Source organism: Janthinobacterium sp. 344 (assembly GCF_900112025.1).
GTDB lineage: Bacteria > Pseudomonadota > Gammaproteobacteria > Burkholderiales > Burkholderiaceae_D > Janthinobacterium.
Genome location: NZ_FOKL01000001.1, coordinates 121,950 through 143,433, shown reverse-complemented (window position 1 = coordinate 143,433; position 21,484 = coordinate 121,950). Strand labels below are relative to the sequence as shown.

Genomic DNA, 21,484 nt, shown 5'->3' with positions numbered 1-21,484 from the left:
AATGATATGGTAAAAATGTTGCCATACTACATTAAAAGCACGGGCACAAAGTTGCCACATTCTTATAGTTGCATGGAATAATAAGAATCGTCCGTTTGAACCTCGATTGGAATTGCATGGCCTACACAAAAACCATCACCACCGAACGCTTGATCCTGCGCAAACCACAGCCATCCGATGAAGCGGCCCTGTTCTCCATGCACAGCGATCCCGACGTGATGCGCTATTTCAGCGAACCGCCATGGGACGATATCAGCCGTGCCACGCGCCAGATCGCCGAAGACAGTGCCGCCTTTGAAAAGGAGGAATTCTTCCGTTTCGCCATCGAGCTGAAGGAAACAGGGGAGTACCTGGGCAGCTGCAGCCTGTTTTCCCTGCACCCGCAAAACCGCCGCGCCGAGATCGGCTACGCGCTGGGCCGTCCGTATTGGGGCAAGGGCTATATGCACGAAGCCTTGTCCGCGCTGCTGGAATACGCGTTTGTCGAGCGCGACCTGAACCGCCTGGAAGCCGATATCGACCCGCTCAACGCCGGTTCGGCCAGCGCCCTCGAGCGTCAGGGGTTCAACAGGGAAGGCTTTTTGCCCGAGCGCTGGATCGTCGGCGGCCATGTCAGCGACTCGGCCTTGTACGGTTTGCTGCGGCGCACGTGGGAAGCGCGGCGCCAGGGCGCCGCATGAGCCAGCCGGCAATCGCCGCCTTCCAGCATTGGCTGGGCCAGGCGCTGCCCCCGTATTACCTGGCCTTTCTACAGGGCAGGGAAGAGGGATACTGCGGCGAGCAGGTGCTGTTGTACGGCGCAGGGAGCCTGTTGGAACGCAATGCAACGTATGAGACGCAGCCATACTGCCCCGGCTTCATCGCCATCGGCGACGATGGCGGCGGGCGGGCCGTCATGCTGGCGCTTGATGGTCCCGACCGCGCCGTGTATCTGGTGGACCACGGTTCCATGCAGCGCGACGATTTCGAGCTGGCCGCCGAGGATTTCCACGCCTGGCTGGCCGCCGCCTGCCCCGTTGACTGAGAAGGACATCGAGCGATGACACCGGAAGATTTGCCCGCCTGCGACCACCCGCTGGTGACGTTGCGCCGCCTGCAGCGCGACGATGCGCGCGCCTGGTATGCCTACCTGGCCGATCCCGCCGTCATCGAACACACGAGCTGGAACGTGCAGTCGATCGACGATCTGCTGCCCAATTTCGCCGCCTGCGAAGCAGACGACCCCGCGTCGCCGATGCGCCTGGCCGTCGTGCTGCGCGAGGGCGGCCAGCTGGTGGGCTCCATCGGTTTCAATGCCATGTCGCCGCAGCACCGCACGGCCGAAATCGCCTACGATCTTTCTCCTGTCGTGTGGGGGCAGGGCGTGGCCACGTCCATCGTGCAGGCTGTCGTGGACTGGGGCTTCCGGCGTCTGGGCTTGCTGCGCATCCAGGCCACCGTGCTGGAAAGCAACCAGCGCTCGATCCGCGTGCTGGAGCGCTGCGCCTTCGAGCGCGAAGGCTATCTGCGCCGCTACCGGCTGGTACGGGGAACGCCCGGCAACTTCTGGCTGTATGCGCGCATCGCCGAGCTTGCATGACGGGGCGGCTGAGCATCCTGCTGGTGGAAGACCATCCGGGCATCGCGCGCCAGGTGCTCGATTTCCTCGATGGCTTGCAGTGGCAGACCGATCATGCGGGCACGGGCGCGCTGGGCGTGCAGCTGGCCAGGCGCAACCCCTATGACGTCGTGCTGCTGGACCTGAACCTGCCCGACATGGATGGCTTGCAGGTGTGCCGCGCCATCAAGGCCGGTGCGCCCAGCAATGTGCCCGTGCTGATGCTGACGGCGCGCGACGCCTATGAAGACAAGGCGCGCGGCTTTCGCGATGGCGCCGACGATTATCTGACCAAGCCCTTCGACTTGCGCGAGGTGGCCTTGCGCTGTGCAGCGCTGGCGCGCCGGCAGCAACTGCACGTGCACGAGGAAATGCGCGTGGGCCCTTTCACCTTGCTGACGCGCGAAGGACGCGCCCTGGTCGGCGACGTGGCACTGCCATTGACGCCGACGGGTTTTAACATTTTGCTGCTGCTGTGCCGCGAACATCCGCATGCCGTCTCGCGCTCGGCCTTGCTGCGGCACTTGTGGGGCAGCCAGCCGCCCGACAGCGACGCCCTCAAATCGCATATCTACGCCTTGCGCAGGCAGCTGGAGTTGCTTGGCGCGGCCGGCGTGCTGGTGACGATCCCGCAGCTGGGCTACCGCCTGGCCGTCGACGCGGCGGCCAGCCATGGCTAGGTCGATCCGGCACAGCCTGTTCGCCGCGCTGGCCGCCTTCACCGTCCTGCTGTGCCTGTGCTACACGGGCCTGGCGCTGGTGATCGCCTACGTGACGGAAGACATGCTGGTGCAGGGCCTGCTCGAACGCGAGGCGGTGGCCGTCAGCCAGCGCTTGCGCCAGCACGGTGAGCTGACGCCGTCTGGCAGCGACCTCATCACGGTTTATGGCCGCTACCTTGACTTGCCTCAAGCGGTGCGCGCGCACGTGCCGCCGTCCGCCCCGCGCGGGGAAGTGTTTACCACGACGGGCCAGCATTATCATGTGCTGGCGCTGGACCTCGCCGCCGCCGGCCAGCCGCGGCGCGCGTATCTGCTGGCCGACGTGGCGCCCGTGCTGGTGGTGCAGCGCCTGGTGCGGGAAGTGGGCGGTGTCGTCGCTGGCGTGGCACTGGCGCTGATCGGCCTGGCCCTGTTGCTGGCGTACTGGCTGGCGCGGCGCCTCGTGCGGCCCTTGCAGCGTCTGGCGCGGGAGGCGCGCCAGCTGGCGCCCGGCGGCGCCGTGCATTTCAGCGAGCGCGACCGTCCCGACGAGATCGGTTTCCTGGCGCGCCGCCTGGAAGCCACGTTTTCCGAACTGCAGGCAGTGTTGCGGCGCGAACAGGCATTCGCGCGCGACGTCAGCCACGAATTGCGCACGCCGCTCACCTTGATGCACAACAGCCTGGCGCTGGCCGGCGCGCAGCCCCTGGCGGCAGAAGGGCAGGCGCAGCTGCGGCAATCCACGGACGAGATGCGCGCCACCATCGAGGTGCTGTTCGCGCTGGCGCGCGCCGAGCAGCTGCCCGGCGACGTGGTCGAGTTGCGCGGCTGCATCGAGCAATGCCTGCTGCGCCTGCTCGAAGATGTCGCCTGGGATGCCAGCCTGCTGGCGCTGGACTTGCCCGGGCGCCTCGACGTCGTCGGCAACGGGCAGTTGACGATGTTGCTCATCAATAACTGCCTGGCGAATGCCCTGTTCCATGGCGGCCCCGCTTGCCGCATCAGTATTGCGTTTGCGCAAGGCCGCCTGAGCATCGGCAATACCGTGCCGGCGGGGCAGGCGCGGCGCGTCCACGGTTTCGCGCATGGCCAGAATTTGCTGCTGCGCCTGGCGCAAGCCATGCGCTGGGATATCCGTTTCCATCCGGGCGAGGCGCAGTACCGCGTCGACATCATTCCCCTCCAGACAGAATAAAAAGCAGGCAGATTTCACCGCGATTTCACCGGCGCCTGCGTAAGCTGCAAGCTCTTGATTCAAGGAGAAAACCGCATGAAATGTCTTATCAGCCTGCTGGTGCTGGCGTGCACCAGCATCCCCGCGCTGGCGCAAGTGAGCAGCCTCGTCCACAAGGATGAAAAGCGCCGCTACATCGTCTATACGCCGGCGGCTTATCAAAGCCAGCCCCAACAGACCTTTCCCGTCGTCTTCAATTTCCATGGCGGCGGCATGAGCATGGCGGAACAGATGCTGTATACGCAGATGAACAAGGCGGCCGAGCGGCACCGGTTCATCGTCGTCTACCCGCAAGGCATCAAGCAGGACTGGAACGTGGGCTTCGGCATGGATTACCTGGCCGGCACGGATGATGTCGGTTTTACGCGGGCGATGTTGAGCAAGCTTCAGCAGGATTACCGCATCGACGACAAGCGCGTGTATGCGACGGGCCTGTCGCGCGGCGGCTTCTTTGCCCTGCGCCTGGCGGCCGAGCTGCCGCAACAGTTCGCCGCCGTCGCCTCGGTGGGCGCGCCCATGCCGGAACCCGTGCGGCAGCATCACCAGCAGAAGGACAAGGTCGGCATGCTGCTGATACAGGGCACTGCCGACAAGGTCGTGCTGTTCGAGGGCAAGGCCGCCAGCTACCTGTCGGCCGACGACACCTTCGCCTACTGGCGCAGGCACAACGGCATCGACGGCGCCATGCCGCAGCCGCGCCTGCTGCCCGGCCCCGCCGGCGACGCCACGCAAGTGACCTGGCTGGAGCAGGGGAGCGGTGCTGGCGGCGCCAAGGTGGCCTTGCTCACCGTCAAGGACGGCGGCCATACGTGGCCGGGCGCCGACGCCTTCAATGTTGGCCTGCCCATTGGCAAGACCACGCGCGCCATCGATGCGAACGAGGTGATGTGGGAATTTTTCAGCCAGCACCGGCGATAACGCTGCGGGGACGCGGGTGCCTGTGGCACACTCTTGTCAATTTGAATCTTGCACAAGGCAATGATGAACAGCCACCCCGTCGCCATCTTTTGTCGTTCCCTGGGCCAGTTGTCGGCCATGCTGGACAAGCTCGACGCGCAGCCGCAGCTGCTGGCGGCGCGGCTGCACCCGGACATGCTGCCGTTCGCCCAGCAGGTGCGCGCGGCCGTGAGTTTTTCCCTGCGCGGCTGCTGCCCGCTGGCGGGGCTGGAGGTGGCCGATTTCAGTGCCGCCGCCAGCCTGCAGGAACAGATCGCGCAGACCATGCGCTACCTCCAGGCGATTCCCGTGGAACGCTTTGACGGACCGCCTGAGCGCATCTGCCGCGACCGCGCCGGCTTCGCCGACATCGCGCTGCCGGCCGGCGAGTATTTGCATTTGTACATCCTGCCGAATTTCTACTTTCACTTCAGCATGGCATATGCGATCGCCCGCAGCAGCGGCGCGGCCATCGGCAAGGGCGATTTCGACGGCTATCATGCGTATGCGCCGGGATTTTCATTCGAGCGGCCCGCCGCGCCATAGCGGCTACAGCCCCGTATCCTTCCAGGCAGCCAACCCCAGCCGCTTCAGCAGCCGGCCCGACAGCCCGCAGCTCCAGCAACTGATCTGGATTTGCCGGTGCCGCCCCTGGTCCGCATGCCACGCTTGTTCGGCGTAAGCGAGCAGGGCGTCGCTGAGCGGGGAATGGTCGGCCACGGGCGGCAGGCGCGACATCAGTTCGAACACGCCGTGCGTCGTGTCGTGGCCCTGCAGCAAGCCGGCCAGCAGGGCGCGCAGCACGGCGCCGTCGATGTTGGTACTCGCTTGCGTGAAACGCTGCTGCCAGCCCAGGCTGCGCGCCGGCCACAGGGCCAGCAGCGCGGGCACGTCGGCCATCCGCAGTTGCCCGATCAGTTCGTCCGCTTCCTGAAACAGGTCGAGACGGTCGTATTCCTCCTCCTCGCCGCACAGCAATGCATCGAGTTCGCGCAAGACGCTCATGCCACCACGTTCACGGGAGCACCGCGCTCGAATGCTTCGATATTGCCGATCAGGATGTCGGCCAGCTTTTGCATGGCCTCGCCGCTGGCCCAGGCCGTGTGCGGGGTGAGGATGAAGTTGGGCAAGCGTAAATTGAGCAGCGGGTTGTCGGGCAGGGGCGGTTCCTTCGACAGCACATCGACGCCGGCGCCGGCGATCACGCCGTTCGTCAATGCCTGGGCCAAGGCCGCCTCATCGACGAGGCCGCCCCGCGCCGTGTTGATCAGCAGGGACGTGGGCTGCATGCGCGCCAGTTCCTGTGCGCCGATGATGTTGCGCGTCTTGTCCGTCAAGGGCAGGTGCAGGCTCAGCACGTCGGAAGTGGCCAGCAGTTCGTCAAAACTCACTTCCCGCACGCCGTCTTCCTGGATCGGGGAACGGTTGTGGACGATCACCTGCATGCCGAAGGCGCGTCCCAGCTGCGCCACGGACTTGCCCAGCGCGCCGTAGCCGAGCAGACCCAGGCGGCTGCCGGCCAGGTCGCGGATCGGGTGGCCGAACAGGCAGAAGCGGTCCGACGCCTGCCACAGGCCCGCTTCCACGTCCGCGCGGTAGGCGAACAATTGGCGGCGCAGGGCCAGCATCAGGGCCAGCGTATGCTCGGGCACGGTGGCGCGCGCGTAGTCGCGGATATTCGCCACGACGATGCCCCGCTCGCGGCAGGCGGCCAGGTCGAGGATATCCGTGCCCGTGGCGGCCACGGCGATCATCTGCAGGTCGGGCAGTTGCGCCAGCTCGGCCGCGCGCAGCGGCACCTTATTGGTGATGGCGATGCTGGCGCCTTGCAGGCGGGCTACCGTCTGCCCGCTGCCCTGGGTATGCGGATATTCTTCCCAGCTGTGGGCGAAGGCGGGCGGGCGCACGGTGGCGATCAGGCTGTCGCGGTCGAGAAAGACGATGCGGTGCGGGTGCGGGTGCGGCTGTGTGCTGGCTGCGGTCATGGCTGGGCCTCGGTCAGGGCGGCACGCGCGGGCAGGGGGTTCTTGCCCTTCAGCTGCGTGGCCGGGTGGTTGGTAAACATGTCGGCGACCCATTCGACGAACACGCGCACCTTGGCGGACAGGTGGCGGTTGGGCGGATAGATCACGTGGATGGGCAGCGGGTCGGATTCCCAATCGCTGAGCAATTCCACCATTTTGCCCTGTTCCAGCAGCGGCGCAAGCATGAAATGCGTCATTTGCACGATGCCCAGGCCCGCCAGGCCGGCGGCCGCGTAGGCGTTCGAGTCGTTCAGGGCGATATGGCTGGGCATGGACATCTGGATGCGTTCGCCCGCGCGCGTGAAATCCCACTCGAAGGTTTTACCGGTCTTGGCGGAGAAGAAATTCACGCCCCGGTGCTGCGCCAGGTCGTTCGGGTGCTGTGGCGTGCCGTGGCGCGCCAGGTAGCCGGGCGCGGCGCAGGTGATGAAATGCAGCACGCCCACGCGGCGCGCGATCAGGTTCAAATCGCCCAGTTCGCCGCCGCGCACGGCGCAGTCGACGCCTTCCTCGATCAGGTCGACGGGGCGGTCGCTGCAACCGAGTTCCAGCGAGATGTCCGGGTAGCGGGCGAAGAAGTCGGGCAGGGCGGGGATGATCAGTTCGCTGGCCAGGGCCGTGGGCGCATCCACGCGCAGCCGTCCGCTGGGGCTCAAGCGCGTGCGCGACAGCGATTCCTCCGCTTCGCGCACGTCCGACAGGATGCGCACGCAGCGTTCGTAATACGCGGCGCCGTCGGAGGTGATGCTGACGTGGCGTGTGGTGCGGTTGAGCAACTTGACCGACAGGCTGCTTTCCAGCGACTGGATCAGGGTCGAGACGGTGGCTTTCGGCAGCTGCATGTTTTCCGCCGCGCGCGTGAAGCCGCCCGCATCGACGACTTGGATGAAGACTTCCATGGCTTGCAGCTTGTTCACTTGATTTCCTATCACTTTCCACGTGATTATTCAGAATCCTGAACAATCAATTCGGCATTGCACTCTTTATCAGATTGTAGATCAAGTCTATAGTTGTTGTACTGCAGCATAAATGTGATGCCGCAGGAAGTACACAGGAGAAAAATCATGGGTCATCGGAATGGAAACTTTGCAGTATTCGCCTTGGCGGCGAGCCTGCTGGCTCTGGCCGCGATGGTATCGACGGATGCCTACTCGTTGGCGGCGCAAAGCGAAGCCAGCGGTTATAGCGCCCTGACCCATGAAGTGGGCGGCGTCGCCCTGTTGTGCCTGAACGACGCGGTGCGCGATGTTGCCGTGCAGCCGGTGGTGGCCCAATGAGCGTTGCCGACTCCGCGGCCGAACTGGCACCTGGCCAGGCGCTGAAGATCCGCGATATCCAGGTGCAGGGCGCGCAGGATGCGCTGGCCGCGCGCGTCTACACGGCCGGCGTGCCGGGCGCCAAGCAGCCGAACCTGATGGTCTTTTTCCATGGCGGCGGCTTTGTGGCCGGCGACCTGGACGATGCGGATGACTTCCTGCGCTGCCTCGTGCTGAGCAACCCCGACCACGTGGTGCTGGCCGCGAACTACACCTTGGCGAAGGTGCGTCCCTTCCCGGCCGCCGTGGAAGACGCGCATGCCGTGCTGCTGTGGGCAAAGAAGAACAAGTCCAAGCTGGGCTGGACGGGCAAGCAGATGGTGGTGTCGGGCATCGAAGCGGGCGCCAACCTGGCTGCCGTGTGCGCCATGATGTCGCGCGACCGGGGCGGACCGCCCCTCGCGGGCCAGGTGCTGATCATGCCCATGCTCGACCCCGGCCTGTCGACCTGTTCGATGCGCCACTTGCCGACCTGTCCGGACCTGGCCGAAGTGGCGGACCAGTGCGCCGCCGCCTATCGCGGCTACCTGCCGAATGCCGCTGACCGTACCCATCCGTACGCGTCGCCATTGCAGTCGAGCCGCCTGAAGAACCTGCCGCCCGCCTTGATCTTGTCCAGCGAAGACGACCCATTGCGCGACGAGGCTGAACAATACGGCAGCAAATTGATCGCCTGCGGCATCAAGACCACCGTGCGGCGCATGGCCGCCGCGCCGCTGCAAGACGCGACCGCCCGTAATGAATGCGCCTGCAAGGTGCAGGTATTGAGCGAAATTAGCAGTTTCGTTGCCGGACTGGGGCAGGAGCCCGAGTCATAAAGCCGCCATCCGCGGCACTGCAAAAAAACTTACACTAATCAGTTTACTTTTTGAGTTTCGGTTGCTACACTACGCAGTGTAGTTCCCTATCTGTCTGCGTTGTGCGCTCGCACAGCCAGCTTCGTCGTCCCCGTCCGCTTTTAAACAGCTGGCGGCCTGTTTACCTTTGATCGAGCGCCGTCGGGCGCCATGGCACCACCATACGCTGCAGTTTCCACTTTTAGCTGGGTTGCTTTCTGCCGCCCATACCATTAGAAATTTTCATAAAACAGGGAAATAAAATGAAAAACGTTCAACAATTTTCCACCTTAGGTACACTCATCAAGCCTCTCGCTGCCTCGCTGGCGCTGGCAGGCCTGGTGGCCGTGAGCCTGGCCGGCTGCGATTCGGCCAATAGCAAGGTGCCCGACGCGCCAGCGGCCGGCGGCCCGCCCATCTCGGCCGCCGCCGTGGTGGAAAAACAGATCACGGAAACGCAGGAGTTTTCGGGCCGCCTGGAAGCGATCGAGCGCGTGGAAATCCGCTCGCGGGTCGGCGGCTTCATCACGGCCGTCAATTTCAAGCCGGGCAGCGAAGTCAAGAAGGGCGATGTGCTGTTCGTCATCGATCCGCGCCCCTTCCAGGCCGAAGTGTCGCGCGCCGAAGGCACGGCCGCATCGGCCCGCGCCAAGGCGGAACTGGCCAAGCTGGAACTGTCGCGCGCTGAAAAGCTGCTGGCCGAAAAAGCCATCGCCCAGCGCGAATTCGATGAAAAGGCCTCGGGCCTGAAAGAGCTGGACGCGAATGCCCGCTCGGCGCAAGCCGCGTATGAAGCGGCCAGGCTGAACCTGTCGTACACGCAGGTGCAGGCGCCGATCAGCGGCCGTGTCAGCAAGGCGGAAATCACCGTCGGCAACCTGATCGACGCTTCCGCCATTTTGACTTCCGTCGTGTCGACGGACCGCATCTACGCCAGCTTCGACGGCGATGAGGATACGTATCTGCGCGTGGCCGGCACGGCGCAAAAGGGCACGCCCGTCACCGTCAAGGTAGGCCTGGCCAACGAAACGGGCTTCCCGCACGAAGGCAAGCTGGAATTCGTCGACAACCAGCTCGATCCGGCCACGGGCAGCGTGCGCATGCGCGCCACCTTCGCCAATACCGACCGCCAGCTGGTGCCCGGCCTGTTTGCGCGCATCCAGCTCGATGGCGGCAATGGCCCGCAGGCGCAAAACACGGCCCTGTTGATCAGCGACCGCGCCGTCGGCACGGACCAGAGCCGCAAATACGTCTACGTGGTGGGTGCCGACAACAAGGCCGAATACCGCGCCGTCAAGCTGGGCCCGGCCTCGGACGGCTTGCGCGTGGTGCGCGAGGGCTTGAAGGCGGGCGAAAAGATCGTCGTCAACGGCTTGCAGCGCGTGCGACCCGGCGCGCCCGTGACGCCGCAGATGGTGGCCATGGATTTCGATCCGACCGCGCCCGCCGCTCCCGCAAAACCTGAAGTAAAAGACGCCAAGATCGCCGCCAAGGCGGCATCGACCACCAAGGAATAAACATGAATTTTTCCCGCTTTTTCATCGACAAGCCGATTTTTGCGGCGGTGCTGTCGATTGTCATATTCGTGGCCGGGCTGCTGTCGATTTTCGGCCTGCCCATCTCCGAATATCCCGACGTCGTGCCGCCATCGGTGGTGGTGCGCGCGCAGTATCCGGGCGCTAACCCGAAAGTGATCGCTGAAACCGTCGCCGCGCCGCTCGAAGAGCAGATCAACGGCGTCGAGAACATGCTCTACATGTCCTCGCAGAACACGTCCGACGGCGCGATGATGCTGACCGTGACCTTCAAGATCGGCACCAACGTCGAGCAGGCCGAGACGCAGGTGCAGAACCGCGTGCAGCGCGCCTTGCCGCGCCTGCCCGAGGAAGTGCGCCAGATCGGCGTGACCACCGTCAAGTCCTCGCCCAACCTGACCATGGTGGTGCACCTGGTCTCGCCGAACAAGCGCTATGACGACATGTATTTGCGTAATTACGCGGTGCTGAACGTCAAGGATCAACTGGCCCGTTTGCCCGGCATGGGCGACATCCAGATCTTCGGCGCCGGCGACTATGCCATGCGCATCTGGCTCGATCCGCAAAAGGTGGCGGCGCGCGGCATGACGGCCAATGACGTCGTCGACGCGATCCGCGAGCAGAACGTGCAGGTGGCCGCAGGTGTCATCGGCGCCTCGCCGGCGAAAAACTCGGACTTCCAGCTGACCGTCAATACCCAGGGCCGCCTGCAGACGCCCGAGGAATTTGGCGCCATCATCGTGCGCACCAATGCGGACGGCGCCGTGACGCACCTGAAGGACGTGGCGCGCGTGGAAATGGGAGCCAACAGCTACTCGCTGCGTTCGCTGCTGAACAATAATCCGGCCGTCGGCATGGGTATTTTCGAGGCCCCGAATGCCAACGCGCTGCAATTGTCGTCCGACGTGCGCGCCAAGATGGAAGAACTGAAAAAGGACTTCCCGCAAGGCGTGGAATACCGCATCGAGTACGACCCGACGCAATTCGTGCGCTCGTCCATCGAAGCGGTGATCCATACGCTGCTGGAGGCCATCGCCCTGGTGGTGCTGGTGGTGATCATCTTCCTGCAAACCTGGCGCGCATCGATCATCCCGCTGCTGGCCGTGCCCGTGTCGATCGTCGGCACCTTCGCCGTGATGCTGGGCTTTGGCTTCTCGATCAACACCCTGTCGCTGTTCGGCCTCGTGCTGGCCATCGGTATCGTCGTCGATGACGCCATCGTCGTGGTGGAGAACGTCGAGCGCAACATCGAGGAAGGGCTGTCGCCGCGCGACGCCACCATCCAGGCCATGAAAGAGGTCAGCGGTCCTATCGTCGCCATCGCCCTGGTGCTGTGCGCCGTGTTCGTGCCGATCGCCTTCGTGCCCGGCCTGTCGGGCGAGTTCTATCGCCAGTTCGCGCTGACGATCGCCATTTCGACCGTGATTTCCGCCTTCAGCTCGCTGACCCTGGCGCCGGCCCTGTCGGCCGCGCTGCTGAAACCGCACGATGCGCCGAAAGATGCGCTGACGCGTGGCATGGACAAGGTCTTCGGCCGCTTCTTCGCCTGGTTCAACCGCTTCTTCGGCCGTGCCTCGCACCGCTACGAAGCGGGCGTGAAGGGCGTGTTGGGCCGCAAGAGCGCCTCGCTGGGCGTGTATGCGCTGCTGGTCGTCGCCGCCATCTTCACCTTCAAGGCCGTGCCGGCCGGTTTCGTGCCGGCGCAGGACAAGCAGTACCTGGTGGGCTTCGCGCAACTGCCTGACGCCGCCTCGCTGGACCGCACGGAAGATGTCGTGCGCCGCATGTCGGACGTGATCAAGTCGGTGCCTGGCGTCGAGTCGACCATCGCCTTCCCGGGCCTGTCGATCAACGACTTCACCAATGCGCCGAACTCGGGCATCGTCTTCGCCACGCTGAAACCGTTCGACGAGCGCACCAGCAAGGAATTGTCGGGCGGCGCCATCGCGGCCGAGATCAACAAGCGCCTGGGCGGCATCCAGGACGCCTTCATCATGGTCTTCCCGCCACCGCCGGTCAACGGCCTGGGCACCATCGGCGGCTTCAAGATGATGATCGAAGACCGCGGCAACCTCGGTTACGACGCGCTGTACAACGCCACGCAGGCGCTGGCCGCCAAGGCCTACCAGACGCCGGAACTGGCGGGCGTGTTCTCGGGCTACCAGATCAACGTGCCGCAGCTGTTTGCCGACGTCGACCGCGTGAAAGCCAAGCAGATGGGCGTGCAGCTGCAGACGATTTACCAGACCTTGCAGATCAACCTCGGTTCGCTGTACGTGAATGACTTCAACCAGTTTGGCCGCACCTACCAGGTGCGCGTGCAGGCCGATGCGTCGTTCCGTTCGCATGCGCAGGATATCGCGCAGCTGAAGGTCCGCAGCGACAAGGGCGAGATGATTCCATTGTCGTCGCTGATGCGTGTCAAGGACACCTATGGTCCGGACCGCGTACAGCGCTACAACGCCTATTCCGCGGCCGACTTCAACGGCGGCGCCGCCCCTGGCGTATCGAGCGGCCAGGCGCAAGCCGCGCTGGAACGCATCGCCAAGGAAGTGCTGCCGCAGGGGATTTCGTATGAATGGACGGAGCTGACCTACCAGGACATCTTGTCCGGCAATACGATGATCTATGTCTTCCCGCTGTGCGTGCTGCTGGTGTTCCTGGTGCTGGCCGCCCAGTACGAAAGCTGGACCCTGCCGCTGGCCGTGATCCTGATCGTGCCGATGTCGATCCTGTGCGCCTTGCTGGGCGTCAAATTGACCGGTGGCGACAACAACGTGTTTACCCAGATCGCGCTGTTCGTGCTGGTGGGGCTGGCGTCGAAGAATGCGATCCTGATCGTGGAATTTGCCCGGGAACTGGAAGACCATGGCCGCAGCGTCGTGCAGGCGGCGCTGGAAGCCTGCCGCTTGCGTCTGCGTCCGATCCTGATGACGTCGATCGCCTTCATCATGGGCGTGGTGCCCCTGGTGTTCTCGCACGGCGCCGGTTCGGAAATGCGCCATGCGATGGGCGTGGCGGTGTTCGCCGGCATGCTGGGCGTGACCTTCTTCGGCCTGTTCCTGACGCCCGTGTTCTATGTATTGCTGCGCACCCTGGCGCAGCGTTTTGAGAAAAAACCAGCCGCCGCTGCCGCCAAGCCTGTCGCCGCGCCAGCGCTGGACCTGGAAGGAGATATATATTGAAAACCAAGGAAATCATCGGGCGCGCAGCGCCCGTGCTGAGCGCCATGGCCGCCGCAGTCCTGCTGGCCGCCTGCGCGGCGCCCGAGTTCAAGCAGCCGCAGATCGAGACGCCCACGGCGTTCAAGGAAGCGCAAGCGCCTGCCGTGCAGACGGCGGCCGATGGCACGCGCTGGAAGCAGGGCGTGCCCGCCGAACGCCAGGCGCGCGGCGAATGGTGGCTGGCCTTCAATGATCCGGCCCTGACTGGCCTGATCAACGACGCCACGCAGGCGAACGCCAACCTGGCGGTGGCCGCCGCCCGCGTCAAGCAGGCGAGGGCGATTGCCGGCATCGCCGAAGCGGACCGCATCCCGCAAGTGGGCGTGAACGTGGGCGGGCAGCGCAGCCGCGCTTCCGCCGTGTCGCTCGGCTTGCCGAACGGCGCGCCGGTGGCGGCCACCAACGTCTACCAGGCCAACCTGACGGCCAGCTACGAAGTCGATCTGTTCGGCAGGGTGGCGTCGAACGTCAGCGCCTCGCGCAGCGATGCGCTGGCGGTGGAGGCGACCTACCGTTCCGTGCTGCTGTCCTTGCAGGCCGACGTGGCGCAGACCTACTTCCAGCTGCGCGCCACGGACGCCGAACTGGCGACCCTGGCCCAGACGGTGCGCCTGCGCGAGGAAAGCGTGCATGTGAACCAGCGCCGCTATGACCTGGGCGACATCGGCGAATTCGACCTGTCCCGTGCGCGCACGGAGCTGTCGACCGTGCGCGCCGAAGCCATCGGCCTGCAGCGCCAGCGCGCCACCAGCGAGCATGCGCTGGCCGTCCTGCTGGGCAAACCTGCCGCCAGCTTCACGGCGGTGGCCAATCCGCTGGAAGACAGCGCTTTCCTGCCTGTGATCCCGGCTGGCATGCCGTCGTCACTGCTGGAACGCCGTCCCGACATCGCCTCGGCGCAGCGCACCATGGAAGCGTCGAATGCGCGCATCGGCGTGGCCAAATCGGCGATGTTCCCGGCGCTGACCCTGAACGCTTCCGGTGGCGGCGCGTCCGACACCTTCTCGGACATCTTCAAGTGGAGCAGCCGCTCCTGGCTGCTGGGCGCGCTGATGTCGATGCCGATCATCGACGGCGGCCGCAACAAGGCCGCCGTGAGCCGCAGCGAAGCGCAGCTGGAAGAGTCGGTGGCGACGTATCGCCAGAGCGTGCTGGTGGCGTTCGCCGAGGTGGAAGACAACCTGGCCGGCTTGCGCATCCTGTCTGGCCAGACGCAGCAGATCGACGAAGCCGTCGTCTCGGCGCGCCGTTCGGCCGACCTGGCGCAAAAACTGTACGACGCGGGCCGTTCCAGCTACCTGGACCTGCTCGACGCGCAGCGCAACCTGGCCAGCATCGAGCGCAATGCCGTGCAACTGCGCGGCAACCGCGCCGTCACCACCGTGGCGCTGATCCGCGCCCTGGGCGGCGGCTGGGGCGAGACGGAGCCGCAAGTGGCGGCCAACTGATTTCCGGCATCGCGGGCTGGCATTCCCGGCCCGCGGCAAGGAAAACATCGTGAAACGGCGTCGTGCATCCGCACGGCGCCGTTTTTTTTTGAAAACCAGTTGAATCCGATTTCTGCCTGGCCGCGTAAATGACTGTGCAAACACGCACCGCAGTTCATAACCGATCAGGAGATCATCATGCGCATCATCGTTCCCGCAGCTCTTTTCATCACTTCCATGCTGGCCGCCAGCGCCCCTTTTGCCGCCGACATGACGACCATGGTGGGCGGCCAGAGCATGTACCCGAGCAAGGACATCGTCGATAACGCCGTCAATTCGGCCGACCACACGACGCTGGTCGCCGCCGTCAAGGCGGCAGGCCTGGTCGACACGCTGAAAGGCAAGGGCCCGTTCACCGTGTTCGCGCCGACGAATGCGGCCTTCGGCAAGCTGCCCGCCGGCACCGTCGACACCCTCGTGAAGCCGGAAAACAAGGCCACCCTGACGAAGATCCTCACCTACCACGTGGTACCCGGCAAATACGACTTCAAGGCGCTGGCGCAGGAGATCAAGATGCACAATGGCAAGGCGACCCTGCCCACGGCCAGCGGCGGCAAGCTGATGTTCGCCATGAACGGCATGCACAACATCGTCGTGATGGATGAAGGCGGCAACAGCGCCAATATCAGCACCTATGATGTGTACCAGTCGAATGGCGTGATCAATGTCATAGACACGGTGCTGATGCCGAAATAAAGACACGACAAAGCGGGCGAAAAAAAAGACAGGGGAAACCCTGTCTTTTTGGCTTGCGCGGCCGAGATTACTTGGCTGGCGCTGCTGCCGGTGCGGAAGCTGCTGGCGTCGCTGGAACTGCCTTCTCTCCAGTAGCCGCTTTCTTCGCCTTGTGATGCTTGGCTTTCTTGTGCGCGGCCGGCTTGACGGCGGCCGCTGGCGCTTCGGCCTTGGCGACAGGGGCGACGACAGGAATCGGTGCCACTGGAGCGACTGGCGCGACGGCTGGCGTCTGGGCGAAAGCGGCGGTGGCGAACAGGCTGGCGATCAGGGTGGCGATAACTTTTTTCATGATGAGATCCTTGGTGTTTTTTCGGGTGAATGCAGTGAGCGGGAATTACTTCGCAGGTGCCGCTTCGGCGCTGGCCGATGCCAGTTTTGCGTCAGCCTTGGCCTTCGTTTTTTTCGCTGTGTGATGGGCCTTGGCCTTGGTGGCGGCAGCTTCCGTTTTGGCGCTGGCCACGTCCGTTTTCGCGGCGACGACTGCCTTGGCTTCCTTCGCATCCGCTTTCACGGCCGCTTGCGCTTCCTTGGCGTCGGCTTTCACGACGGCCTTGGTGTGGGCCGCTTCCACTTTGGCGGGAACCGAGGCTGCCGGGGCGGCTGCAGGCGCTGCAGGCGTCTGGGCAAAGGCAGCGGTTGCGAACAGGCCGGCGATCAGGGTGGCAAATACTTTTTTCATGGTGCAGTCCTCAGTGGTGGTTTGTCTGGTAACGCTGTTGGTGCCGGGATGATTCCCGTGTCACTGAGCATAAAACGCGCCCCCGTACGCTTGCGTTGACGGTCATTACAAACGCTTACATCTGCTTGCCATCCGCGTGCAGGATGGCTTTCAGGATGTCTTCCGAACGGCGCTGTCCATAGCCCTTGCCGTACGCGCTCGATGCGATGCTCACCACCATGCGGCGCGCGGGTATCACATAGATCTTGTTGCCGCCATTGCCCGAGGCGAAATACACGGCGATCTGCTGTCCTCCGATGTCCTGCGTCTTCGCGTACCAGAAATAGCCATAGCTGTCGGCGTAGCGGTCGACGGCGCCGATGGCCGCGCGCGGCGCCAGTGCGGCGTGCAGCCAGCCCGCATCGATCACCCGCTTGCCGTCAACGACGCCGTCATCGAGCACCATCTGTCCGATCTTCGCCGTGTCGCGCGCGCGCAGCGACAGATTGCCTTGTCCTTTAGGATGGCCGGCAATATCGCGGCCCCAGCTCCAGCGCGCGATGCCCAGCGGCGCGAACAGCACCTTGGCCGCATAGTTTCCCAGGTCGGCGCCGCTGGCGTTCTCCACCACTCTGCCCGCGATATACGAGCCCAGCGAGTTATAGCGGTACAAGGTGCCCGGCTTTGTTGCGGCCGGCACGGCGCGCACGAAGGCGGCGGGATCGGGCGCCTCGTCAAGCTTGTCTTCATTGCCGGGCGACTGTTCGTCCTCGTCAAAGGCGGCCAGGCCCGAACGCATGGTCAGCAAGTCGTCGAGGACGACCTTGCCGGCCGGGCTGCCGGCCACTTCGGGCCAGTAGTCGCCCACGGTTTTTGTCGTCGCCAGCTGGCCGCGCGCCACGGCGGCGCCCACCAGCAGCGCGGTGATGCTTTTGCCGGCCGAGCGGATGTCGTGCAGGGTGTCGGCCGTCTCGCCGTTGTAATAGCGTTCGGCGACGATGGCGCCATCGCGCAGCACGACGACGGCGCGCAGGTCGGCATGGCTGTCGCGGTCCTGCGCTTGCAGCACCTGTTCCAGCGCGCGATGGGAGCTATCCTGCGCCAGGACGGCGCAGGGGAGGACGAGGGAGGCTAACAGTGACAAAGGCAGGCGGCGCATGGACAGCTTTCGTGGCGATGGTCTGATTGCCAGTGTCGCCCAGTTGCGCCGTTTTGTGGCGATTTACTGCACCTGCTTGCTGAAGTTTGCATGAAGCGGCGCCGCCGCCTTGCCGGCCTGCGCCGCGCGGGCACGGCGTTTTCTCAGCCAGATGATCAGGCCCGTCGCGCTCAGCATGGCCACCACCAGGCCCATGGCGGAAATCAGGATGCGTCCCGGCAGGCCCAGGATGCGCCCCGAATGCAGCGGGAATTGCGCCTGCAGGAAAAGGTCGCCCGCGCTGCCCGTGCCGGGCACCACGCCGCCCGCCGGCTTGCCATCGCGGCCATCGACATACAGCCACGCGTTGCCCAGGCCACCATCGCCATGGTCGTTGTCCGCCTCGAAGAAACCGACGCCATACAGGCCGTAGCTGGACGAGTAGAAGACGCCGCCAGCCGGCAGCGTCCAGCCCCGCCTGGCCGCTTCCGTCCGCGCTAGCGCCACCGCCTGTTCGCGCGTCAGCAGCGGCTCGACGGGTTTGCCGGGCGGCTGCGGCGTGCGGCTGTCGAAGGCGTTCGGGCTGAGGGTGGAAAACGTCGCCACCAGGGGGCGCATCACCTGGGTTTGCAGATTCATCGACACGGAGGTGACGGCCAGCACCAGCAGCAGCAACCAGACCCACACGCCGCCCGAGCGGTGCAGGTCGAAGGTCAGCCTGTGGCCCCCTTCGCGCCAGCGGAAGGCCAGCGACTTGCGCCAGCTGCGCCAGTTCGGGAACGACAGGTACAGCGCGATGACGCAGTCGGCTACCCACACGATGCCGATGATGCCCATGAACCAGACGCCCAGTTCGACGCCCCAGCCATCGGGGATGTGCATGGTGTAATGCAGTTTGTACAGGAAGGGCAGCAGGTTTTCGCGCGTCAGCGAGACCACGCCCCACTGGCGCGTGCCCTGGATGGCGCCCGTGACGGGATCGACGGCCACCTGGTTGAAGCCCGGTTCAAACGGCTTGCCCGAGGCGGCATCGAGCCGGCCCTCCACCGACATCAGCGCCGTGTGGCCAGGCTCGATGGCCGTGAGCGTGTAGTTGACGCGCAGGCGCGGGTCCTGCGCCTCGAGCTGGCGCGCCAGTTCCAGCCCCGTTCTTGCCGGCCCCGCATGCGCGCCGCTGGCGGCATGGAACAGCTGCGGATTGAGCCAGGCATCGAGCTCGTGATCCCACGAGATCACGGCGCCCGTCAGGCCGGAAACGAAGAGGAAGAGCGCCACCGCCAGGCCGAACCAGCGGTGCAGAACAAGCAGGGGAGGACGCAGTCGCATGGCGGCTCCCTAGTATTTCCAGCTCAGGGTGGCGCTGCCATTGCGGCCGGCCGCATACAAGGACTGGGTCCAGTACAGGCTGGTCAAGTGCTTCTTGTCCGTCACATTGTTCAGGTTCAGCGCCAGGCTGACGTTGCGGCTGATGGCGTAGCTGGCCATCAGGCCCAGTTGCGCGTAGGCGCCCTGGTGCAGGGTGGTGCTGTCGTCGACCTTGTTGTAGATGGCGTCCTGCCAGGTCAGGCTGGCGCCCACCTTCAGCGCCGGCACGGCCGGCAGATGGTAGGTGGTGGCCAGGTGGAACTGCTTGCGCGGGATGAAGGTGCGCGCATCCTGGCCATCCTCGCCCTGGATGCGCAGCTGCGCATAGCCGGCGTTCGCCTGCCAGCCTTTCGCCAGTTCGCCCGAGGCGTCGAGTTCAAAACCCTGCGACTCCGAATCGACGCCCTTGTAGAAGGTCTTGAAATCGGGCGTGGTGCCGGCCGCCTCGGCCACGTTCTTCTGGCGCGTCTTGAACAGGGCGCCGGACAGGTTCAGGCGGCCGTCGAACCAGTCGCTTTTCAAGCCCGCTTCCAGGCTCTTGCCGCTGGCCGCCGCCAGCGTCTGGCCCGTGCGGTCGATGCTGCTTTGCGGGTTGAAGATCTGCGTGTAGCTGCCGTAGGCCGATACATGGCGGTCGATGTCGTACACCAGGCCGACATAGGGCGTGGTGTCGCTCTGCGACTTGGCCTGGCTGACGCCGTATGCGCTGCCCGTGCTGTCGGCCTTGACGGTGTTGACGCCGGCCAGCAGCTTGGCGTTGTCGGCCAGGTTGAAGCGGGCGGCCAGGTAGGCGTTCTTGCGTTCGTCCTTGTAGGCGCTGCCATCGGTGGAGGCGTCGAAGGCCGGTTCAGGGGTGGAGCCGTCGAACGCCGTGCCATTCGGCAGGGCCGTGCCGATGCCGCGGCCATAATAGGACACATCGTCCAGCGTGGATTTCGACCAGGCCAGGCCCATGCTGAGGTCATGCCGGCGCCCGGCCAGCGTGAATGCGCCCGTGGCGGCGACATCGAGCAGGCGCTGCTTGTTGGCCGAGGCGTAGCGCGAAGGGTAGCTGAACAAGCCGTCGCCCGTGGCCTTGTCCGGCGTGCCGTAGACGTAGAACAGCTTCGAATCGGAGGTGGAGCGGTTGTAGGTGGCGGTGGCGGTGACGCGCCAGTCGGCATTGACCTGGTGCGCCAGTTCGGCGAAGGTGCTGTTGTTGAGGATGCTCCAGCGCGACCAGTCGGCCGAGGTCGAGGTGGAAATCGGGTAGTTGGTCGGCGTGCCGTCCGTGTAGGCGACGGGCAGGGCGCCCCACATGCCGCCTTTGGCCAGGTTGTTCTGGTAGCTGTGTCCCACCGTCAGGCTGGTGTCCGGCGTCAGCTTCGCTTCGACGATGGCATAGGCGACATCCTTGCGCGGCGAGTAGCGGTCCAGGTAGGAATCGCCTTCTTCATGGGCGACGACGAAGCGCGCGGCCACCTTGCCATCGGCGCTGAGGGGCGTCGATACGTCGGCATCGAGGCGGCGCGTGTTCCAGGAGCCCAGCGTGACGCCGGCGGCAGCGGCCAGGCCGGCGGTGGGGCGCTTGCGCACGAAGTTGACGGTGGCCGATGGATTGCCGGTGGACGAAATCAGGCCGTTCGCGCCGCGCACGATGTCGACGCGCTCGAACAACGCCGTATCGAGGTCGCCCATCACATTGCCGAAGACGAAGGGAATGCCCACGCCGTCGAACTGGAAGTTGGTGACGTCGTAGCCGCGCGCCGTGTAATAGGTGCGGTCCGTTTCCACCGCTTCCACCGTCACGCCCGTGGTCTGCGCCAGCACCTTGCTGGCGTTATCGAGCTTGAAATCGTCCATCTGCGCGCGCGTGACGACGGACACGGCTTGCGGCGTGTCGCGCAGCGACAGGTCAAACTTGCTGGCCGAAGCGCTCTTGCGCGCCGTGTAGGCGTTCGCGTCGTTGCTGCCCGTGACCGTGATGGTTTGCATCACCGGCTCGTCGGCGCCGCCATCGGCTGGCGCGCCATCGGCGCCATGTGCCATGCCGGCGCTCAGGGCCAGCGAAATGGCCAGGGCCAGCGGATGCGGCGACAGTGCGGGGCGAGTAAAGGGAACGGTGCGACCTGGCATGAAAACGGCTCCTGACATATGAATGAGAATGAGAATAATTCTCAATTCTATTGGAGTGTCGCTCAGGCTGGCAAATGGTTTGTGACTGAAAAGCGTCGTTTTTCCGGTCTTTACATGCTTTTACATCGGCGTTGGCACAGGGCGGCCGGCGCTTGTCGCTTGCGCGCGCCCCCGCAATGCAAAAAGACAGCCGAAGCTGTCTTTTTGCCTGAAGCTTGTTGCCGGAAGCGGGGCAGCTTACTTGGCCGGCGTTGCCGGAATCGCTTCCGCCGCTTTCGCTTCGTCCGCTGCCAGTTTGGCTTTCTTGGCCTTGTGGTGGGCCTTGGCTTTCGTCACTTTGGCATCGGCCTTGGCGCTGGCCACATCGGCTTTCGCGTCGGCGGCGACCGCTGCTTCCTTCGCATCGGCCTTCACGACGGCCTTGGTTTCCTTCGCGTCAGCCTTGGCCACGGCCTTGGTGTGGGCCGCTTCCGCCTTGGCGGGCACTGCTGCTGCCGGAGCGGCAGGGGTCTGGGCAAAGGCTGCGGTGGCGAACAGGCCGGCGATCAGGGTAGCGATAACTTTTTTCATGATGTAATCC

22 protein-coding genes are annotated in these 21,484 nt (G+C 64.8%); 13 read left to right on the top strand and 9 right to left on the bottom strand.

What is annotated here, in order from left to right:
• Positions 1 to 116 precede the first annotated feature (116 nt).
• The 7 genes from BM193_RS00640 (at position 117) to BM193_RS00610 (ending at position 5,014) form a co-directional block, all read left to right on the top strand.
• Positions 117 to 680, top strand: a complete 564-nt coding sequence (locus tag BM193_RS00640) for a GNAT family N-acetyltransferase (RefSeq protein ID WP_092794374.1) — start codon at positions 117 to 119, stop codon at positions 678 to 680.
• Positions 677 to 1,024 (top strand): SMI1/KNR4 family protein, encoded by a 348-nt coding sequence (locus BM193_RS00635; protein ID WP_092794371.1) that lies wholly within the window; start codon positions 677 to 679, stop codon positions 1,022 to 1,024. The genes BM193_RS00640 and BM193_RS00635 overlap by 4 nt, the downstream gene beginning before the upstream one ends.
• A 15-nt stretch (positions 1,025 to 1,039) precedes the next feature.
• On the top strand, positions 1,040 to 1,579 hold the full coding sequence (locus BM193_RS00630) for a GNAT family N-acetyltransferase (RefSeq protein WP_092794369.1): 540 nt from the start codon (positions 1,040 to 1,042) through the stop codon (positions 1,577 to 1,579).
• Positions 1,576 to 2,277, top strand: a complete 702-nt coding sequence (locus tag BM193_RS00625; RefSeq protein WP_092794365.1) for a response regulator transcription factor — start codon at positions 1,576 to 1,578, stop codon at positions 2,275 to 2,277. The genes BM193_RS00630 and BM193_RS00625 overlap by 4 nt, the downstream gene beginning before the upstream one ends.
• On the top strand, positions 2,270 to 3,493 hold the full coding sequence (locus BM193_RS00620) for a sensor histidine kinase (RefSeq protein ID WP_092794363.1): 1,224 nt from the start codon (positions 2,270 to 2,272) through the stop codon (positions 3,491 to 3,493). Before BM193_RS00625 ends, BM193_RS00620 begins: the two co-directional genes overlap by 8 nt.
• 75 nt (positions 3,494 to 3,568) lie before the next feature.
• Positions 3,569 to 4,450: an extracellular catalytic domain type 1 short-chain-length polyhydroxyalkanoate depolymerase gene (locus BM193_RS00615; protein ID WP_092794361.1), complete on the top strand. Its 882-nt coding sequence runs from the start codon at positions 3,569 to 3,571 to the stop codon at positions 4,448 to 4,450.
• A gap of 60 nt (positions 4,451 to 4,510) precedes the next feature.
• Positions 4,511 to 5,014: a DUF1993 family protein gene (locus BM193_RS00610; protein ID WP_254785753.1), complete on the top strand. Its 504-nt coding sequence runs from the start codon at positions 4,511 to 4,513 to the stop codon at positions 5,012 to 5,014.
• 3 nt (positions 5,015 to 5,017) lie between these two features.
• Here BM193_RS00610 and BM193_RS00605 read toward each other — a convergent pair whose 3' ends face one another.
• The 3 genes from BM193_RS00605 to BM193_RS00595 are packed head-to-tail and all read right to left on the bottom strand — an operon-like array spanning position 5,018 to position 7,409.
• Entirely contained in the window at positions 5,018 to 5,473 is a 456-nt protein-coding gene (locus tag BM193_RS00605) for a hypothetical protein (protein ID WP_092794358.1), read from the bottom strand.
• On the bottom strand, positions 5,470 to 6,453 hold the full coding sequence (locus tag BM193_RS00600; RefSeq protein ID WP_092794355.1) for a D-2-hydroxyacid dehydrogenase: 984 nt from the start codon (positions 6,451 to 6,453) through the stop codon (positions 5,470 to 5,472). The genes BM193_RS00605 and BM193_RS00600 overlap by 4 nt, the downstream gene beginning before the upstream one ends.
• The gene (locus BM193_RS00595) at positions 6,450 to 7,409 is read right to left on the bottom strand and encodes a LysR family transcriptional regulator (RefSeq protein WP_092794352.1); all 960 of its coding nucleotides are present in this window, start codon (positions 7,407 to 7,409) and stop codon (positions 6,450 to 6,452) included. Before BM193_RS00595 ends, BM193_RS00600 begins: the two co-directional genes overlap by 4 nt.
• A gap of 117 nt (positions 7,410 to 7,526) precedes the next feature.
• Between BM193_RS00595 and BM193_RS28150 the strand changes: the two genes are divergently transcribed.
• From BM193_RS28150 to BM193_RS00570, 6 genes are all read left to right on the top strand, one after another.
• Positions 7,527 to 7,769 (top strand): hypothetical protein, encoded by a 243-nt coding sequence (locus BM193_RS28150; RefSeq protein ID WP_139175982.1) that lies wholly within the window; start codon positions 7,527 to 7,529, stop codon positions 7,767 to 7,769.
• Complete coding sequence (locus BM193_RS00590) at positions 7,766 to 8,626, top strand: alpha/beta hydrolase (protein WP_092794349.1); 861 nt, start codon at positions 7,766 to 7,768, stop codon at positions 8,624 to 8,626. The genes BM193_RS28150 and BM193_RS00590 overlap by 4 nt, the downstream gene beginning before the upstream one ends.
• Positions 8,627 to 8,907: 281 nt before the next feature.
• A complete protein-coding gene (locus BM193_RS00585) occupies positions 8,908 to 10,161 on the top strand; it encodes an efflux RND transporter periplasmic adaptor subunit (protein WP_092794347.1) in 1,254 nt (417 codons plus the stop codon).
• Positions 10,162 to 10,163: 2 nt separating this feature from the next.
• Positions 10,164 to 13,364, top strand: a complete 3,201-nt coding sequence (locus tag BM193_RS00580) for an efflux RND transporter permease subunit (RefSeq protein WP_092794344.1) — start codon at positions 10,164 to 10,166, stop codon at positions 13,362 to 13,364.
• Positions 13,365 to 13,408: 44 nt separating this feature from the next.
• On the top strand, positions 13,409 to 14,851 hold the full coding sequence (locus BM193_RS00575; protein ID WP_092796917.1) for an efflux transporter outer membrane subunit: 1,443 nt from the start codon (positions 13,409 to 13,411) through the stop codon (positions 14,849 to 14,851).
• 177 nt (positions 14,852 to 15,028) lie between these two features.
• Complete coding sequence (locus tag BM193_RS00570) at positions 15,029 to 15,586, top strand: fasciclin domain-containing protein (RefSeq protein WP_092794342.1); 558 nt, start codon at positions 15,029 to 15,031, stop codon at positions 15,584 to 15,586.
• Between the two features lie 67 nt (positions 15,587 to 15,653).
• Here BM193_RS00570 and BM193_RS00565 read toward each other — a convergent pair whose 3' ends face one another.
• The 6 genes from BM193_RS00565 to BM193_RS00540 form a co-directional block, all read right to left on the bottom strand.
• On the bottom strand, positions 15,654 to 15,917 hold the full coding sequence (locus BM193_RS00565; protein WP_092794339.1) for a hypothetical protein: 264 nt from the start codon (positions 15,915 to 15,917) through the stop codon (positions 15,654 to 15,656).
• A 45-nt stretch (positions 15,918 to 15,962) separates the two neighbouring features.
• Positions 15,963 to 16,307 carry a hypothetical protein gene (locus tag BM193_RS00560; RefSeq protein WP_092794336.1) on the bottom strand — a complete coding sequence of 115 codons (345 nt, stop codon included), beginning with the start codon at positions 16,305 to 16,307 and terminating at the stop codon, positions 15,963 to 15,965.
• A gap of 115 nt (positions 16,308 to 16,422) precedes the next feature.
• Complete coding sequence (locus BM193_RS00555; RefSeq protein WP_092794334.1) at positions 16,423 to 17,445, bottom strand: serine hydrolase domain-containing protein; 1,023 nt, start codon at positions 17,443 to 17,445, stop codon at positions 16,423 to 16,425.
• Positions 17,446 to 17,508: 63 nt separating this feature from the next.
• Complete coding sequence (locus BM193_RS00550; RefSeq protein WP_092796915.1) at positions 17,509 to 18,744, bottom strand: PepSY-associated TM helix domain-containing protein; 1,236 nt, start codon at positions 18,742 to 18,744, stop codon at positions 17,509 to 17,511.
• A gap of 15 nt (positions 18,745 to 18,759) precedes the next feature.
• Complete coding sequence (locus BM193_RS00545) at positions 18,760 to 20,904, bottom strand: TonB-dependent siderophore receptor (protein ID WP_092794331.1); 2,145 nt, start codon at positions 20,902 to 20,904, stop codon at positions 18,760 to 18,762.
• A gap of 237 nt (positions 20,905 to 21,141) precedes the next feature.
• The gene (locus BM193_RS00540; protein ID WP_092794329.1) at positions 21,142 to 21,474 is read right to left on the bottom strand and encodes a hypothetical protein; all 333 of its coding nucleotides are present in this window, start codon (positions 21,472 to 21,474) and stop codon (positions 21,142 to 21,144) included.
• Positions 21,475 to 21,484 lie beyond the last annotated feature (10 nt).

Excerpts from the sequence above, each read along its gene's own strand:
- BM193_RS00625 (WP_092794365.1), top strand. The coding sequence starts at position 1,576 with ATGACGGGGCGGCTGAGCATCCTGCTGGTGGAAGACCATCCGGGCATC.
- BM193_RS00540 (WP_092794329.1), bottom strand. The coding sequence starts at position 21,474 with ATGAAAAAAGTTATCGCTACCCTGATCGCCGGCCTGTTCGCCACCGCA.
- BM193_RS00605 (WP_092794358.1), bottom strand. The coding sequence starts at position 5,473 with ATGAGCGTCTTGCGCGAACTCGATGCATTGCTGTGCGGCGAGGAGGAG.
- BM193_RS00615 (WP_092794361.1), top strand. The coding sequence starts at position 3,569 with ATGAAATGTCTTATCAGCCTGCTGGTGCTGGCGTGCACCAGCATCCCC.
- BM193_RS00590 (WP_092794349.1), top strand. The coding sequence starts at position 7,766 with ATGAGCGTTGCCGACTCCGCGGCCGAACTGGCACCTGGCCAGGCGCTG.
- BM193_RS00600 (WP_092794355.1), bottom strand. The coding sequence starts at position 6,453 with ATGACCGCAGCCAGCACACAGCCGCACCCGCACCCGCACCGCATCGTC.
- BM193_RS00555 (WP_092794334.1), bottom strand. The coding sequence starts at position 17,445 with ATGCGCCGCCTGCCTTTGTCACTGTTAGCCTCCCTCGTCCTCCCCTGC.
- BM193_RS00565 (WP_092794339.1), bottom strand. The coding sequence starts at position 15,917 with ATGAAAAAAGTTATCGCCACCCTGATCGCCAGCCTGTTCGCCACCGCC.
- BM193_RS00570 (WP_092794342.1), top strand. The coding sequence starts at position 15,029 with ATGCGCATCATCGTTCCCGCAGCTCTTTTCATCACTTCCATGCTGGCC.
- BM193_RS00580 (WP_092794344.1), top strand. The coding sequence starts at position 10,164 with ATGAATTTTTCCCGCTTTTTCATCGACAAGCCGATTTTTGCGGCGGTG.
- BM193_RS00630 (WP_092794369.1), top strand. The coding sequence starts at position 1,040 with ATGACACCGGAAGATTTGCCCGCCTGCGACCACCCGCTGGTGACGTTG.
- BM193_RS00635 (WP_092794371.1), top strand. The coding sequence starts at position 677 with ATGAGCCAGCCGGCAATCGCCGCCTTCCAGCATTGGCTGGGCCAGGCG.
- BM193_RS00620 (WP_092794363.1), top strand. The coding sequence starts at position 2,270 with ATGGCTAGGTCGATCCGGCACAGCCTGTTCGCCGCGCTGGCCGCCTTC.
- BM193_RS00640 (WP_092794374.1), top strand. The coding sequence starts at position 117 with ATGGCCTACACAAAAACCATCACCACCGAACGCTTGATCCTGCGCAAA.
- BM193_RS00560 (WP_092794336.1), bottom strand. The coding sequence starts at position 16,307 with ATGAAAAAAGTATTTGCCACCCTGATCGCCGGCCTGTTCGCAACCGCT.
- BM193_RS00585 (WP_092794347.1), top strand. The coding sequence starts at position 8,908 with ATGAAAAACGTTCAACAATTTTCCACCTTAGGTACACTCATCAAGCCT.
- BM193_RS28150 (WP_139175982.1), top strand. The coding sequence starts at position 7,527 with ATGCCGCAGGAAGTACACAGGAGAAAAATCATGGGTCATCGGAATGGA.
- BM193_RS00610 (WP_254785753.1), top strand. The coding sequence starts at position 4,511 with ATGATGAACAGCCACCCCGTCGCCATCTTTTGTCGTTCCCTGGGCCAG.
- BM193_RS00545 (WP_092794331.1), bottom strand. The coding sequence starts at position 20,904 with ATGCCAGGTCGCACCGTTCCCTTTACTCGCCCCGCACTGTCGCCGCAT.
- BM193_RS00575 (WP_092796917.1), top strand. The coding sequence starts at position 13,409 with ATGGCCGCCGCAGTCCTGCTGGCCGCCTGCGCGGCGCCCGAGTTCAAG.